At 62.3% G+C, this 15,082-nt stretch carries 13 protein-coding genes; 2 read left to right on the top strand and 11 right to left on the bottom strand.

Translation table 11 applies throughout. The features are described from left to right. Positions 1-51: 51 nt before the first annotated feature. Complete coding sequence (locus AA105894_RS02360) at positions 52-609, bottom strand: hypothetical protein (protein WP_267310320.1); 558 nt, start codon at positions 607-609, stop codon at positions 52-54. Between the two features lie 338 nt (positions 610-947). Here AA105894_RS02360 and AA105894_RS02355 point away from each other — a divergent pair, with 338 nt between their 5' ends. Then, entirely contained in the window at positions 948-1,481 is a 534-nt protein-coding gene (locus AA105894_RS02355; protein WP_373316707.1) for a hypothetical protein, read from the top strand. A gap of 58 nt (positions 1,482-1,539) precedes the next feature. Here the strand turns inward: AA105894_RS02355 and AA105894_RS02350 are convergent, their stop codons facing one another. Then, on the bottom strand, positions 1,540-1,989 hold the full coding sequence (locus tag AA105894_RS02350) for an RrF2 family transcriptional regulator (protein ID WP_188426701.1): 450 nt from the start codon (positions 1,987-1,989) through the stop codon (positions 1,540-1,542). Between the two features lie 111 nt (positions 1,990-2,100). On the opposite strand from AA105894_RS02350, the gene cysK reads away from it, so the two are divergent. Further along, on the top strand, positions 2,101-3,102 hold the full coding sequence (gene cysK, locus AA105894_RS02345) for a cysteine synthase A (protein WP_267310318.1): 1,002 nt from the start codon (positions 2,101-2,103) through the stop codon (positions 3,100-3,102). A gap of 105 nt (positions 3,103-3,207) precedes the next feature. Here cysK and AA105894_RS02340 read toward each other — a convergent pair whose 3' ends face one another. The 9 genes from AA105894_RS02340 to gltX form a co-directional block, all read right to left on the bottom strand. Beyond that, the gene (locus AA105894_RS02340) at positions 3,208-4,419 is read right to left on the bottom strand and encodes an OmpA family protein (protein WP_267310317.1); all 1,212 of its coding nucleotides are present in this window, start codon (positions 4,417-4,419) and stop codon (positions 3,208-3,210) included. A gap of 232 nt (positions 4,420-4,651) precedes the next feature. Then, positions 4,652-4,984 carry a DUF1491 family protein gene (locus AA105894_RS02335; RefSeq protein WP_267310316.1) on the bottom strand — a complete coding sequence of 111 codons (333 nt, stop codon included), beginning with the start codon at positions 4,982-4,984 and terminating at the stop codon, positions 4,652-4,654. Further along, positions 4,981-6,507, bottom strand: a complete 1,527-nt coding sequence (locus AA105894_RS02330; RefSeq protein WP_267310315.1) for a S41 family peptidase — start codon at positions 6,505-6,507, stop codon at positions 4,981-4,983. Before AA105894_RS02330 ends, AA105894_RS02335 begins: the two co-directional genes overlap by 4 nt. Positions 6,508-6,708: 201 nt before the next feature. Continuing rightward, positions 6,709-9,441 (bottom strand): type I DNA topoisomerase, encoded by a 2,733-nt coding sequence (topA, locus tag AA105894_RS02325; RefSeq protein ID WP_267310314.1) that lies wholly within the window; start codon positions 9,439-9,441, stop codon positions 6,709-6,711. 41 nt (positions 9,442-9,482) lie between these two features. Then, positions 9,483-10,610 carry a DNA-processing protein DprA gene (gene dprA / locus AA105894_RS02320; protein WP_267310313.1) on the bottom strand — a complete coding sequence of 376 codons (1,128 nt, stop codon included), beginning with the start codon at positions 10,608-10,610 and terminating at the stop codon, positions 9,483-9,485. 6 nt (positions 10,611-10,616) lie between these two features. After that, the gene (gene plsY / locus AA105894_RS02315; RefSeq protein ID WP_267310312.1) at positions 10,617-11,267 is read right to left on the bottom strand and encodes a glycerol-3-phosphate 1-O-acyltransferase PlsY; all 651 of its coding nucleotides are present in this window, start codon (positions 11,265-11,267) and stop codon (positions 10,617-10,619) included. Then, positions 11,264-12,556: a dihydroorotase gene (locus AA105894_RS02310; RefSeq protein WP_267310311.1), complete on the bottom strand. Its 1,293-nt coding sequence runs from the start codon at positions 12,554-12,556 to the stop codon at positions 11,264-11,266. The genes plsY and AA105894_RS02310 overlap by 4 nt, the downstream gene beginning before the upstream one ends. Next, entirely contained in the window at positions 12,553-13,494 is a 942-nt protein-coding gene (locus AA105894_RS02305; protein ID WP_267310310.1) for an aspartate carbamoyltransferase catalytic subunit, read from the bottom strand. Before AA105894_RS02305 ends, AA105894_RS02310 begins: the two co-directional genes overlap by 4 nt. After that, the gene (gene gltX / locus AA105894_RS02300) at positions 13,487-14,893 is read right to left on the bottom strand and encodes a glutamate--tRNA ligase (protein WP_267310309.1); all 1,407 of its coding nucleotides are present in this window, start codon (positions 14,891-14,893) and stop codon (positions 13,487-13,489) included. Before gltX ends, AA105894_RS02305 begins: the two co-directional genes overlap by 8 nt. Positions 14,894-15,082: the final 189 nt, after the last annotated feature.

The raw sequence follows: 15,082 nt of genomic DNA, 5'->3' as shown, positions 1-15,082 counted from the left end.
CGGCCTCGCCGGGGCGCCGTCAAGCGCCCCGTGCAGGGTAAGGGGCAGTTTTTAGGCGCGGGTCTTGCGATGGGTCCGGCTCTTGCTCGTCGTGCGGCTGTGCGTCACGGCTTCGGGGGCCGAGCAGGTCTCGAAAGAGGCGGGCTGAACCACGTCCTTGGCATCGGCATAATGCGCCAGATCGGCGCCATCATCGAGGGCATCGACCTCGTCGAACATCGCAACGCGCTGCTGGCAGAAGATCGTGCCGGCCTTCAGGCCGCCTTCTGACTGAACATTGGCCAGCTGGGTGATGTAATCGTCATGAGCCTTCATGGCGTTACGGCCATAGGCAGACTTGAAATAGGTGTTCAGACGCTCTTCTTCAGCAGCCAGCTTCGGGCGGAATTTGGCAACGAACGAGTTGTAGCGGTCTTGGGCGCTGCAGGAGAGCGCCGTCACCATCAGTTCGCTCTTGAGCCCCTGCACATTGAAGGCTTCATGCGCCGGAGACTCGCTGCACCCGGCTGCATGAGCAACGCCGGAAATGAAAAAGGTGCTGGCGAGCAGCGTGCACGCGGTCAGGCGCGCGAAGGGGCGCAGGAGGCGTTGCCGGGCTGAAAGCGACATCAAGGAACTCCACAAGGGCAGGGAACGGGATATTTCGGGCGTCGCGCCGGCGGGGCGCAGGCAGGACTGGGAATGCACCCTGATTATGTCGCAGCAATTGCGGCGAGAAAATGCCCCGAGGCAAGGAAGAAGGCCAATTTTTGAAAAAAAAACCTGACTGTTCTTTTCTTTTGTTTCAGCCGCTGCTCCCCCCTTTCGGCGGGGCGCGGCTTGCGCTAGGGCCATTGACGAAATTGTCTCCACAGGCGTTGATCATGCCCGGAGACATCCGGCGTCGTGCCTGCTGCAGAAAAAAGGCGGTATCGACTGGCGATGACAAGTGACAGGTGGAGTTGATGGTGCGACTGCGTGGTTCAGCAATTACTCTCGTTTCGGCCCTGACTCTGGCGGCCTGTGCGCAGACGCCTGTCGTGCAGCGCGTCGTGCCCCCCAATCCTTTTGGCTATCAAAAGGTCTCTGCTGTCTGCAAGACGACGCCGGTCAAGACCGCTGCCGATGGCAGCATGAGCGTGGAAATGACCGTGCGCAGCGATGACGGGCTCTGTGCCCTGTCGGTGCAAAAGCCGGGCAACACCAATTACCGTTCATTCGGTGTTTCGCCTGCTCCCGAGCACGGCAAGGCGTTCATGTATAATTTTGATGACCACACCTACATCACCTACACGCCCAGCACGGCCTATTCGGGCAAGGACAGCTTCACGGCCATCCTGATCCCCGGCGGCACCGAGGCCCGCAACAAGCTGACCGTCAATGCCGTTGTCGATGCAACGGGCGTGACGATTGCGGCTCCGCCGCCGGCAATCGTGGCGCCCGCTGCCAAGAAGCCTGTCGTCAAGCACACGGCGACCCGTCGCAAGACCACCAAGAAGTAAGCAGCAGGATACGCCTCTGCCCCTCAGGGGGCAGGGGTGTTTCTTTGAGGTCGTCCCGTCAGATCGAAAACGAGATCGGTTCGTGCACAGGGCGACGCAGCCCGGCTGCCTCGGCGCGGCGCACCATTTCCTCGAGTGTCAGTGCCGCCATCTCACTGCGCACCGTTTCATCCAGCACCTGCCAGCAGGGCTCGATCACATTGCGATAAAGCGTGCCCTGCGCCGCTTCTTCCGCCCCTGCATCCTCAGACACGACAACGCGCACGATCTCATCGAGCCCGATATCGCGTTGTGGGCGCCCAAGACGATAGCCGCCACGCGGACCGCGCACGCTTTCCAGCAATCCCGAGCGCGACAGCGCCTGAAGCAGGGGCTCGATACCGCGACGGGCCAGCCCCGCGCGCTCGGCGATATCGCCCCCGCTGACAAGGCTCGAGCGCCCGGCATGAAAGGCTACATCGACCATGATGATCACGGCGATCATCGCCCTGTCCCTGCGGAGATACATGCAGATTTTTCCTCAATGACAAATTATGCGCAATATAGCAGTTATTGCTGACAAATCACAGACCGGCATCGCGGGACTTGCCGCTTTGCTCATTGCACGAAGGAGAAAGCCATGACGACCCGACAGGAGAAGCTGGCAAAGAGTGGGCTGGCAACGCGATATGCGGCCCCACGCGGGCGGGTTTTCAATTCGATTCTCGAAACCATCGGAGGGACGCCTCTCGTCGCCGTGCCGCGGCTGGCCGAGGCTGACAAGCTCAAGGCGCGTCTGCTGCTCAAGCTCGAATTCTTCAATCCGCTCGGCTCGGTCAAGGACCGCATCGGCCTTGCGCTCATTCAGCAGGCCGAGGATCGCGGGGAAATTGCCCCGGGGCGTACCGTGCTGGTCGAGCCCACTTCGGGAAATACGGGCATCTCCCTGGCCTTCGCCTCAGCGGCGCTTGGCTATCGTCTGATCGTGACCATGCCCGAAAGCGCCTCGATTGAGCGTCGCAAGATGCTGCGCCTGATGGATGCCCAGCTCGAACTCACGCCAGCAGCGCGTGGTATGGCCGGCGCAATCCTGCGGGCGGAAGAACTCGTCGCCTCGCTTCCCGATGCCTGGATGCCCAGCCAGTTCGACAACCCTGCCAATCCCGAGATCCACGCCCTGACAACCGCAGAAGAATTATGGGTGGATACTGATGGCGCGGTCGATCTGGTTGTGGCCGGTGTCGGGACAGGGGGGACGCTCACCGGAATCGCGCGCACGCTCAAGCCACGCAAGCCGTCGATGCAGTTCTGGGGCGTCGAGCCTGCGGAAAGTGCTGTGCTGAACGGCGACGACCCGGGGCCGCATGGCATTCAGGGTATCGGGCCAGGCTTCTGCCCCAATACACTCGACTCGTCCCTGCTTGACGGCGTTCTGGCCGTTTCAGAACGTGATGCCATGGCGGCCTCGCGTCGCTGCGCGCGTATAGAGGGTATTCCGATCGGGATTTCGTCTGGTGCGTCGCTTCACGCAGCCCTCGCGCTTGCGCAGCGCGACGAAAATGCAGGCAAGACCATCGTCTCTATCGTGCCGTCATTTGCCGAGCGCTATCTTTCGACATCGCTTTTCAACGGACTTGTCTGAGAGCGTTTTTGCCTTCTGGCAGGCAAGGGGCGGTCTCTGTGACCGCCCGACAGGGCAGATAAACCCTGTTCAGGCGGGGAGGGCGTTGCCCTCCCCGTAATCATGTCAGTGCAGGATGATTTCGACGCGACGGTTCTGCGGTTCGCGCGTGTTGGGTCCCGTCTGAACCAGCGGGTTGCTTTCGCCATAGCCCTTGGTCACGATCAGTCCGCCCGGTACGCCATCGCGGATCAGCTCGGCGCGCACCGCATCGGCGCGGCGTGACGACAGCTTCAGGTTGTAGTCTGCACCGCGCGTGCCAGGATGGGCGGCACTGTTATCGGTATAGCCATTGACCTCGATACGCGTGAGCTGCGTGTGGGTCGAGTTCTGGGCCGCTGTGCCGACGATGGCGCGGGCGCGATCGGTCAGTTCGGCACGATCCCAGTCGAAGAATACCAGATAGCTGCGAGCCGGAGCCGGAGCCGGGGCCGTCATGACCGGAACGCTGCGTGGCGGCGGCGGGGCGGGGTTGAACTCGTAGCGCAGGCCGAGCAGCAGCGAATGGTTGAAATCGGTCCGTGTGACGCGATTGCCTTCCATGGCACCTGCAGGACGCGGCTGATCATAGCCGCCGATGCTGCCATAGCCGGTTGCATAGTGACCGTTCGGGCCAAGCATCGTGTAGAAACGATATTCGGTCGTAAACGACAGGCCGACAGCAAAGGGTACGGGGAAGGACAGACCGAAAATGCCCTGATAGGCAAAATTGCTGGCCGTACCGCCGATCTTCTGGTTCAGGTAGTTGCCGGGCGCACGCACCGAGGCATTCATGGCCTGCCAGCCATAGCCGATACCGGCACCGAAATATGGATAGACCCAGTTGGCGCCGACATCCATGTCGAACAGCGCATTGACCATCACGCCATATTGCTGCTGACGCCCACCGGCTGCTGAGGGGAAATAGCTCGATTTGAACTGCTGCAGACGGTTGTTGCGGTAGTTGCCTTCCACTTCAACACGAAAGCCGTTGCCCAGACCCCAGCCGACAGAGCCAAGGCCCGTCACACCGGCATCATAATGGTCGCGGCCACTCGGCAAAACCGGCGACAGACGCACGGTCTGGTCCTGATTGAAGCTCGCGCCACCAGATCCGGCTGCATAAAGCCCCTTGATGACCTGTGCCTGAGCGGGTGCCGCCACAAGACACAGAGTGCTCAGCGCAGTAAGGCCCGGAATGCTCTTGCGGAAAAGCCGGGAGAGCGAACCGACTGCCTGCCGGACATCGGAAAACGGGCGGCAAACGGTTTCACCGCGCGTTCGGTGTTCCAGCATCATATCGTCTTCTCCATTCTTTTCACGCGGCAGACTGAGAGGAGGCCATCTGAGCAGCCGTCCGCAGCGATCTGAATGCCGTCTTTTCGCTGAACTGTCATCCCCGTGCAACGCCTGTTTCCCGTCAGGGTGCAATCGCCTCGTTGCGCTATTCTTTCTTCCTGCTCCGAGTGTGGGATGGTTGCAACACTCGCAAAACCCGGGAAAGGGGTATCCAGGCCGGAATGACAGAGCCTCACTCACTGCGGCCGGGCAGAAAAGTCTCAACAGGCGCGGCGATATCGTCGAGGGTGAATTCCAGCAGCCATAAATCAGGATCGTAGCGTTTCTGCCGTTCCAGATAGGTGTCGAGGGCTTCTGGAGTCTCCATGGGGATGCGTTCCCAGCCTGCCCCCAGGGCGGAATCACGCAACACGGCGCTGCTGCCGGTCCGATCGGTCAGAACGATCAGGACTGCTCCGGCATCGTCATCGCCGCGCTTGAGCATCATGGCGGAGCCACCCTGTGTCTCGATCAGTCGCATGAGACCGCGCGCCCAGAGGCCGGATTTGAGACGGGCCTCGGTCATGGTGTGGAATCGTCCATATCATCGGGCATGGCAGCAATGGCCGCATGATAACTATCGGGCCGATGCAAAAGCAGGGCTGCCGTATCGAGATCGGCATCCGTACCCAGTGCGGCCGGGCAGTGGCGTCTGATATCGAGAATACGCGACACCGAGACAGGGAAGCGCAGCGCACGGCTGGCAACAACATTATCGGCATCGAGCAGCTTGCCACGGGAGAGAGAACTAAGTTGCTGATCGAGCGCCTGCGCGCCGCGCGAGGTGCAGATCTGGGGTGTCACGCCCAGCCCCTGCAACGGCCAGCCAAGGGGGGCCAGAACACGGCTCCAGGTGACGAATAATTCGCCGCCATCGGGCATCTGCCCGACAGCCTGCACCAGTCCCTTACCGAGTGTCGCGCTGCCGATCACCACGGCACGACGATGATCCGACAGCGCAGCAGCCATGATTTCGGCAGCACTCGCCGTCCGGCCATCGACCAGCGCCGCGATGGGCAGGCCATGCGTCATGTCGCCGCCCTGAACTGCCCAGATATGGTTCGATTTCGGATCGCGGCCCTTTGTCACGACGGCAATGCCCTGATCCAGCACAAGGGCCGTCGCCGTCACGGCCTGCTGCAACACGCCGCCGCGATCGCCCCGCAGATCGAAAATCAGACCGACCAGCTTCTTGTCTTCCAGAGCCTGGTCGATGTTCTGGCTGAGTTCCTCGGCCGTGTCGGAAGAAAACGAGGCGATACGCAGCACCACGATATGATCATGCATGCTGGCAAAAACGGTCTGGGGCGGCACCACCTGACGGTCGAGCCGCATGATCGCGCCGTGATGGCCCGGATCGGCCAGAAGCAGCTTCACCTTGCTGCCCGCTGCGCCATTGAGCCAGGTTTCGACGGTTGCAGGGTCCTGATTGCGGGTCGAGCGCCCATCGACGGCCAGAAGCTTCTGGCCGATATTGGCACCAGCGGCCCAGGCGGGGCCATTGGCGTTGATGGCGCCTATGACCAGTGAAGAGCCATCGCGTACGAGCGAGAGACCGACGCCCGCCAGATCACCGGTCCGGTTCGCCCGGTCATTACCGGCAGGGGTGGGGGCGACATAGCGCGAATACGGATCGAGATGATTGAACAGCTCGTCGAAGAAGCTCTGAAGCAGGGCATCGCGACCTGCGGCACGCAGCGAGGTTGAGCCATGCCAGGCGGCATCCATGCTGGATACGATGAGTTTGACCCAGTTGAGCGTATCGTTCTCACCGGGCTCGCGAAACTCCGAGATGATCTTCGGGCCGATAGAGAGCCGTAATGTCGCAGGCTGCGCCGGGTCATGGGGCGGCTCGACCATGGTGATGGACGGATCGATGGCTGTCAGGCCATCGAGGCCCCACAGACTATAGGTCTTGCTGGAATGAACCTCGAGCGTACGAGGGCTCAGAAAGCGGAAAGCGCTCGACAGAACCGAGTTCAGCAATCCTGTGTCGAGTGCGGTGCTGTCTTCAGCCTCAGCCGTTCCCAGGCACAGACACAGGGACACAGCCGCAGCCGCGCCCAGGCATCGTCGGGAGAACCCGCCAGACAGGAAGAAAGGAACGTGTTTCAGAGCCAGTGACCTTGACCATCAGGAAGATGGCTTCCCCCATCGAGTTCCGCTTTAGCGACCCACTAAGTGGCGCGAAAGGGAGCCTAACAGGGGGAGCGACGTTTTTGCCACGGTCTGTGACTTCAAAAACGCAAATTATCCGACGTCTTCACCATCTGTTGTTTTGGCCTTGCGCGTTTTCCTTGCCAGCTTGGCGTCGGTTTCTGTCTTGGCTGTTTTTTTCGTCGTGGCGGCAGTCTTTTTTGCGGCTGGTTTCTTGGCGGTAGCAGCCTTGGGCGCCGCTTTTTTCTTCGGCGCTGCCTTTTCACCGTCGTCGCTTGCCGCGGCCTTTGTGGAGGTCTTGCGCGTCGTGGCCTTGCCCTTGGCCTTCAGGGGTTTGCCCTTTTCGGCTAGAAGTGCCAGCGCGTCGTCAAAGGTCACCTCATCCATCGACTGGCCCTTGGCCAGATTGGCGACCACCTGTCCGTGCTGGACATAGGGGCCAAAGCGCCCCTTGCGTACCAGAACAGCGGCGCCATCCTTGGGATGGGCACCGAGGGTACGGATCGAGGCCATTTTCTTGGCCAGGGAGTCGATGGCGCGATTGAGCCCGACGGTCAGCACGTCGTCATCGGCGTCAAGCGTGCCGAAAATTGCCCCCATCTTCACATAGGGTCCAAAGCGACCGAGCCCTGCTTCAATCATCTCGCCCGTCTCAGGATGCGGCCCGAGCTTGCGCGGAAGGGAGAGCAGGCCGAGCGCCTGATCGAGCGTCAGCTTGTCGCCTTCCAGCCCCTTGGGGATGGTGGTACGCTTGGGCTTGATCTTCTTGTTCTCGGGATCGGCCTCGCCGCGCTGCAGATACAGGCCGTAGGGGCCGCGACGTACCGTCACTTCCTCGCCTGTTTCCGGGTCCTGACCAAGGCTCTTCATGCCTTCCTTCAGGGTTTCGCCCTCGCCACCGTCTTCAGCCACGAGGCGACGTGTGAACTGGCAGGTCGGATAGTTCGAGCAGCCGATAAAGGCGCCAAACTTGCCCAGACGCAGCCCCAGACGACCGGTGCCGCAAGCCGTGCACTGGCGCGGATCGCCTCCGTCTTCACGTGTCGGGAAGAAATGCGAGCCGAGATCCTCATCGAGTGCATCGATGACATCCGAGATCTTCAGATCCTTGGTCTGGGCGACCGCGGCAGAGAAGTCGCGCCAGAAGGCGGCCATAATATCGTGCCAGTCGGCGCGACCATCCGAGATATCGTCGAGCTGCTCTTCAAGCGTTGCCGTGAAATCGGTGTCGACATAGCGCTCGAAGAACGAGGTGAGGAATGCCGTCACCAGACGGCCCCGGTCTTCTGGAATGAAGCGACGGGCATCGAGTCGCACATAATTGCGGTCGCGCAGCACGGTCAGAATCGAGGCATAGGTCGACGGGCGACCGATACCGATTTCTTCCATACGCTTGACGAGGCTTGCTTCAGAGAAGCGCGGCGGCGGTTGGGTGAAATGCTGGTCGGCCTCGACGCCACGAGTCGTCAGGCGCTCGCCCTCGCTCATGGCGGGCAGCACGCGGCCTTCATCGTCATCGGTCTTGGTGTCGTCCCGCCCCTCGGTATAGAGCTTGAGAAAGCCGTCAAAAGCGATGATCGAGCCATTGGCGCGCAGCGTGGTCCTGCCGGTCGAATCGGTAAGATCGGCCACGACCTGGTCGAGTTCGGCAGATTGCATCTGCGAAGCGACGGCGCGTTTCCATACCAGTTCGTAAAGACGCATTTGCTCGCCCGAAAGATGGCGCGCCATCGATTCGGGGGTGCGGCTCACATCGGTAGGCCGGATTGCCTCATGCGCTTCCTGCGCATTCTTGGCCTTGCTCGAATAGACGCGCGGCTTTTCGGGCAGATAGGGCGCGCCATAGCTCTCGCCGATCATGGCGCGAATGGCGGTCACGGCCTCGGCGGCCATGGTGACACCGTCGGTACGCATATAGGTGATGAGACCGACCGTCTCGCCGCCCAGATCGACACCTTCATAAAGCTGCTGAGCGGTACGCATGGTGGTTTGCGCGCTCATGCCGATCTTGCGCGAGGCTTCCTGCTGAAGCGTCGAGGTGGTGAATGGCGCTGGCGGGTTACGCTTGGCTTTCTTGCGCTCGACCGAACGCACCGAAAACGCGCTGCTGGCGACCAGATCGCGCGCAGCATGGGCTTTTTCTGCGTTATCGAGATCGAACTGGTCGAGTTTGCGCCCGTCGAGATGGGTCAATCGTGCCGAGAAGGCGGCATTGCGTGGCGTGGCGAAGGCGCCGGTGATCGACCAGTATTCCCGGCTCTTAAAGACTTCGATCTCGGCTTCACGCTCGCAGATCAGTCGCAGCGCCACAGATTGCACGCGACCGGCACTGCGGCTGCCGGGCAGCTTGCGCCAAAGCACGGGTGAAAGCGTGAACCCGACCAGATAATCGAGCGCGCGTCGGGCCATATAGGCATCGATCAGAGGTTGATCGAGCGCACGCGGGTTCGCCATGGCCGTCTGCACAGCTGATTTGGTGATTTCGTTGAAGGTGACGCGCTGCACGTTCTTGCCGCGCAGCAGGTTCTTCTCTTCGAGCGCCGCACGGACATGCCAGGAGATGGCTTCGCCTTCGCGATCCGGGTCAGTGGCGAGATAGAGCGTATCGGCGTTCTTGACGGCCTTGGCGATGGTCGCGATCTGCTTGGCGCCGCGCTCATCGGTCTGCCAGTCCATGGCGAAATTCTCGTCAGGTCGCACGCTGCCGTCCTTGGGCGGCAGGTCGCGGACATGGCCGAAGGATGCCAGAACGATAAAATTATCGCCCAGATATTTGTTGATGGTCTTTGCCTTCGCCGGGCTTTCGACCACTACGACATCAGTCATCTCTACTCCAGAACCGCTCCGGCCTGCTCGGAACCGGCGAATCAGGCTGACAGCACAACCTGACCCCCGGGAAGGAAGGTCGCTATGCCGCCAAGTTCGAGTTCTGACAGGGCGGACAGCACCATGGATACCGAGAACTGGCAGCGCGCCACGATATCGTCAACTGCCACTGGTGTCGGAGAAAGGAGATCGCGCAGCGTTTCACGCACCTCCTCAGGTGTCGGCGCAGGGGCAAAGTCAGGCTGGTCAGGCTCTGAAAACCCCGGCAGCCCGGTCCATTCGGGAGTCTTGAGCGAGTCACTGCCGCTACCGATCTGGCTGAGTACGTCCTGCGCCGTTTCCGTCAGAATCGCGCCTTGTCGCAGCAGATCATTGCCACCGCGAGAGCGCGGGTCGAGCGGCGAGGCAGGCACGGCAAACACGTCGCGGCCATAATCGAGGGCAAGGCGTGCGGTAATCAATGTGCCCGAGCGCAGGGCGGCCTCCACCAGAATGACGCCGAGCGAGAGCCCGGCGATCAGCCTGTTGCGCCGTGGAAAGTGACTGGCCTGGGGGACGGTGCCAAGTGGGGCCTCTGTCACGATGCAGCCGCGTTCGGCCACCGCGCGGTAGAGACCTTCGTTTTCCGGTGGATAGAAACAGTCGAGGCCCCCTGCGGCCGCCCCGATGGTCATGCCGGGATGCAGTGCCGCCCTATGTGCCACGGAATCGATGCCCCGGGCGAGGCCGGACACAATGACACAGCCCTCAAGCGCGAGCGCGCCGCTCAGACTCTCGGCAATGCGCAGCCCCCCGGCAGAGGCATTGCGGGCGCCAACGATCCCTATGGTGCGTCCGCACAGAAGCTCGGCCCTGCCCCATATGTTCAGCACGGGCGGGGCATCGGGAATCCGTGCCAGAAGGGGGGGATAATCGGCGTCGCCGATCACCATCATCCGACCGCCGAGCCGTTCGAGCGCGGCCTGTTCTTCCTGAACCGATTCGCGTGAGGGAATGCTGACGCCACCCCGTCGCCCCGCCTTGCGCGCACGCTCCGGCAGGGCGTCGATGGCGACGCCAGCCGAGCCGTGCTCGTTCAGAAGGCGTCTGAAATTGACCGGACCAATCCCGTCAGTACGTGCGAGACGCACCATGTCGATGCGTTCGTTGCCTGAGGGAGAGGGCGTCATTGGCCGTCAGATTTCCCGCTTTTTCTGCGGGGGCGGATCGATGTTGATCCGCGATTCGCGACCCAGGATCAGGCGTCGTATATTACTGGTATGACGCAGCAGGATGATGAGCGTCAGAATCAGCGTGGCAATGGGCAGAGGGCTATGCAGAGGCTGCTCACTGAGCGGCGGCATCAGAAAAGGTGCTACCGCAAAGGCTGCGAGCGCCCCGGCAGAAGAGATGCGTGAGAGCTTGGCCACGGCAAGCCAGACGATGCAGCAGGCAATGCCTACCGGCCAGCACAGGGCAAAAAACACGCCCAGTCCGGTCGCGACGCCCTTGCCGCCACGAAACTTCAGCCAGACCGGAAAGCAGTGGCCAATCACGACGCTTACACCGGCAATCGCCATGCCGGTTTGCAGATCGGCATCAAGCAGGAGCTGCACCATCAGAACGGCAAGTGCGCCCTTGAGCGCGTCGAGCAGCAGCGTGGCCGCAGCCAGACCCTTGCGTCCGGTACGCAGAACGTTGGTGGCGCCGATATTGCCTGACCCGATTTTACGGATGTCTCCCGCTCCGCCGAGATGGCTGATCAGAAGGCCAAACGGGATACTGCCAATCAGATAGGCCAGCCCGGCACAGAGCAGAAAAGGCGGCGTCAGCAGCGTGTGGATCATGCTACCTCCCCGCCATAGACATGCCGTCCGGCTTTCCAGGTGCCGAGAACACGGCCCTTGAGGCTGCGTCCGTCGAACGGGGTATTCTGGGCGCGGCCCGGCTGGCTGCCAGCCTCGACCACCCATTCGGCCTCGGGGTCGAACAGGCACAGATCGGCGCTGGCGCCGTCACGCAGGGTGCCAGCATCGCTGCCAAGCAGCTGCGCCGGGTTGCGCGTCATCAGGGTGATCAGTTGGGGCAGGGTCAGTGTCCCCTCATGCACGAGAGAGAGCCCGACACCGAGAAGCGTGGTCAGGCCCGTGCCGCCCGCGCTGGCCTGAGCAAAAGGCAGGCGCTTGTCATCGGCGTCCCATGGTGCGTGATCCGACGCGATGGCATCTATCGTGCCATCGGCCAGTGCCGCACAGACGGCAAGGCGATCTTCTTCCGCACGTAGGGGCGGCGAGAGCTTGGCATAGGTACGAAACGCGCCGATCGCGTCTTCATTGAGCGCGAAATAGGGGGGTGCCGTATCGCAGGTGATTGACAGACCGCGCGCCTTGGCCTGGCGGATCAGGGCCAGACCCTCACCCGTCGAGACATGACCGAAATGCAGACGGGCGCCGGTCATTTCGGCAAGGCGGATATCACGAGCGATCAGGATAGCCTCGGCCGCTGCCGGAATCTGGGCCAGCCCCATGCGTGTCGCGAGCGCGCCAGCCGTAGCCGTGCCCCCCTTGGCGAGTGACGGATCTTCGGGATGCTGCACCACAAGGGCATCAATACCCTTGGCATAGGCCAGAAGCTGGCGCATGCGCTTGGTGTCGGCAATGGCATGAATGCCATCCGTGAAAGCCACGGCGCCCGCTTCGCGCAGCATGCCGAGTTCCGCCATTTCTTCGCCATTGCAGCCCTTGGTCAGCGCGCCATAGGGCAGGATGCTGACCAGACCCGTCTCTTCGCCACGGCCACGCAGCAGGCGCACCAGCGCAGGCTCGTCGATGGCCGGTTTGGAGTTCGGCAGGGCAGCCAGCGTGGTCACGCCGCCCGAAACAGCGGCACGGGCGCATGAGGCGATGGTTTCGCGATATTCGAAGCCCGGCTCACCGATCGCCACACGCATATCGACGAGGCCCGGAGAAAGAACGGCGCCCTTGCCGTCAATGATCTCGGCGTTTTCAGGCTTGCCCTCGGCGCCCGCCTTGTCCTGACCGGCAATGCGGCCCTCTCTGACCAGAAGGCGGCCGGAGGTGTCCGTGCCGGTTTCGGGGTCGATCAGACGAACATTTTCAAAAACAAGATCGGTCATGACGCTGTCCGCATGCGTGAAAGTCGGTCGAGAACGGCCATGCGCACGGCAACGCCCATCTCCACCTGTTCCTGAATGACGCTCTGCACCGAATCTGCCACGTCCGATGCAATCTCGACGCCACGATTCATCGGTCCGGGGTGCATCACCAGCGCGCCCGGCTTGGCCAAGGCAAGGCGACGGCTGTCAACGCCATAGAAGCGGAAGAACTCGCGCGCGCTCGGCACCAGACCGGCGCCCATGCGCTCGCGTTGCAGACGCAGGGTCATCACCACATCGGCGTCGCGCAGCCCGCTTTCCATATCATGATGGATCGACACGGCCCCGAGGGAGGCCATGGCGGCAGGCACCAGGGTTGGCGGCCCGACGAGACGCACCTTGCTGCCCATGGCGGTCAGAAGATGGATGTTGGAGCGCGCCACCCGGCTATGGCCGATATCGCCGCAGATGGCGACAGTGAGGCCGTTCAACGTGCCGAGATGGCGCTTGATGGTAAGCGCATCCAGCAGGGCCTGTGTCGGATGTTCATGCATCCCGTCACCGGCATTGACGACGCTGGCCTCGACCTTCTGCGCCAGAAGGGCCGGAGCCCCCGACTGGGCATGCCGCACCACCAGCAGATCGCAGCGCATGGCATTCAGCGTGGCGGCCGTGTCGAGAAGCGTCTCGCCCTTGTTTACCGAAGACGTGGCCACCGTCATGTTGATGACATCGGCCCCGAGACGCTTGCCCGCCAGCTCGAAGCTGGTGCGGGTGCGGGTGCTGTCCTCGAAGAACATGTTGATCACGGTGCGGCCGCGCAGCGCATCACGGGGCGCGGTGCGCGAGCGGCTCAGCAGGGCATAATTCGCCGCGAGATCGAGAAAAGGCGTGATCTCTTCGGCGCTCATGCCTTCGAGGCCGAGCAGATGGTGCTTTCGGGCGAGCGGGTCAGCCATGCGCGATCGCGGCTCCTATACGGGCCAGAACCTCGTCCCGGCCAAGGGCTTGCAAGGTGAAATCGATGCCGGGCGAGACCGTGCTGCCGGTCATGGCGGCGCGCAGGGGCTGCGCAACCTGACCGAGCTTGATGGCCTTGCTTTCGGCAAATGCGCGAAGCGCCCCGTCGATGGCAGCAGCCTCGAAAGGCTCGACCAGAGCGAGCGCCTGAGCGACGCCGCGCAGCACATCCTTGCCCTCTTCCGAAAGCTGCTTCTGTGCCTTGGCGTCATAGGTGAAGGGCAGGGAGCGCCCCAGAAACGCTGCGCTGTCTGCCAGTTCGGTCAGCATCTTGGCGCGTTCCTTGAGGCCCGGCATCAGCGTCAGCACGCGGGCGTGCAGGGTGTCATCGACTGTGACATCCTCGCGCTCCTTCAGGCGCTCGATCACGTCATTCGTCAGGCGGGCATCATCGGCCTCGCGCATATAGACGCCATTGAGATGGGTCAGCTTGACGTAATCCATGCGCGAAGGCGAGCGGCCTACGCCATCCAGATCGAACAGGCGGATCTGTTCTTCGCGGTTCAGGATCTCGGCATCACCATGACCCCAGCCCAGACGCAGCAGGTAATTGCACAGAGCTTCGGGGAGGAAACCCTCATCGCGGAATTCCACCACCGACTGGGCACCGTGACGCTTGGAGAGCTTGGCGCCATCAGGGCCATGGATGAGCGGCAGATGGGCGAAATGCGGCAGATCCCAGCCCATGGCACGATAGATCATCGCCTGACGGAAGGTGTTCGTCAGATGGTCGTCACCGCGAATGACATGGGTGATGGCCATATCATGGTCATCGCAGACCACGGCATGGAGATAGGTCGGTGTGCCATCCGAGCGCAGGATGATCAGATCGTCCATTTCGGCATTGGCCACGCGGACCTCGCCCTGAACCAGATCGTTGATGACAGTCTCGCCGTCGCGCGGGGCCTTGAGGCGCACAGCAAAAGGCGCGCCTTCAGGGGCTTCGGACGGGTCGCGATCGCGCCACATGCCGTTATAGCGGGGCGGCTGGCCATTCGCGATGGCGTCTTCTCGCATCTGCTTCAGCTCATCGGCGGTGCAATAGCAGCGATAGGCCAGGCCCTTTGCCAGCAATTCCTGAGCCACTTCCGTGTGGCGCCCCTGTCGCGTGGACTGGAACACGGGTTCCTCATCCGCCGTGATTCCCATCCAGGCCAGGCCTTCGAAGATCACATCGACTGCGCGCTGCGTGGAGCGCTCGCGATCCGTATCCTCGATTCTGAGCAGGAATTGCCCGCCATGGTGGCGGGCGAAGAGGAAATTGAACAGGGCCGCACGGGCATTGCCGATATGCAGCAAGCCGGTGGGAGAGGGGGCAAAGCGTGTGCGAACGGTCATGGCGGCTGCATAGCATGATTGAGGCCAGCACACTACCGGAGCGCGCTTTGTTGAGAAGCCGCTCGTGCCCTGTCGCCTGCCTCTTTGGGAACCTGTGAGATGGGGGGAAAGGCGCGTGCCCCTCGCGGGGGAAGCGGCCCACAGCGATCGCGGGTTCTGGTCGGCTGGCTTGTGAGGCGTCGCCCCTTA

Source organism: Asaia spathodeae NBRC 105894, assembly GCF_025994195.1.
Classification (GTDB): Bacteria; Pseudomonadota; Alphaproteobacteria; order Acetobacterales; family Acetobacteraceae; genus Asaia; species Asaia siamensis.
Note: the sequence above shows the minus strand (reverse complement) of the source record. Positions and strands in the feature narration are given on the sequence as shown.

Bases quoted from the DNA above. Each gene is read 5' to 3' on its own strand.
- AA105894_RS02360 (WP_267310320.1), bottom strand. From the start codon at position 609: ATGTCGCTTTCAGCCCGGCAACGCCTCCTGCGCCCCTTCGCGCGCCTG.
- AA105894_RS02350 (WP_188426701.1), bottom strand. From the start codon at position 1,989: ATGTATCTCCGCAGGGACAGGGCGATGATCGCCGTGATCATCATGGTC.
- cysK (WP_267310318.1), top strand. From the start codon at position 2,101: ATGACGACCCGACAGGAGAAGCTGGCAAAGAGTGGGCTGGCAACGCGA.
- AA105894_RS02340 (WP_267310317.1), bottom strand. From the start codon at position 4,419: ATGATGCTGGAACACCGAACGCGCGGTGAAACCGTTTGCCGCCCGTTT.
- AA105894_RS02335 (WP_267310316.1), bottom strand. From the start codon at position 4,984: ATGACCGAGGCCCGTCTCAAATCCGGCCTCTGGGCGCGCGGTCTCATG.
- topA (WP_267310314.1), bottom strand. From the start codon at position 9,441: ATGACTGATGTCGTAGTGGTCGAAAGCCCGGCGAAGGCAAAGACCATC.
- dprA (WP_267310313.1), bottom strand. From the start codon at position 10,610: ATGACGCCCTCTCCCTCAGGCAACGAACGCATCGACATGGTGCGTCTC.
- plsY (WP_267310312.1), bottom strand. From the start codon at position 11,267: ATGATCCACACGCTGCTGACGCCGCCTTTTCTGCTCTGTGCCGGGCTG.
- AA105894_RS02310 (WP_267310311.1), bottom strand. From the start codon at position 12,556: ATGACCGATCTTGTTTTTGAAAATGTTCGTCTGATCGACCCCGAAACC.
- AA105894_RS02305 (WP_267310310.1), bottom strand. From the start codon at position 13,494: ATGGCTGACCCGCTCGCCCGAAAGCACCATCTGCTCGGCCTCGAAGGC.
- gltX (WP_267310309.1), bottom strand. From the start codon at position 14,893: ATGACCGTTCGCACACGCTTTGCCCCCTCTCCCACCGGCTTGCTGCAT.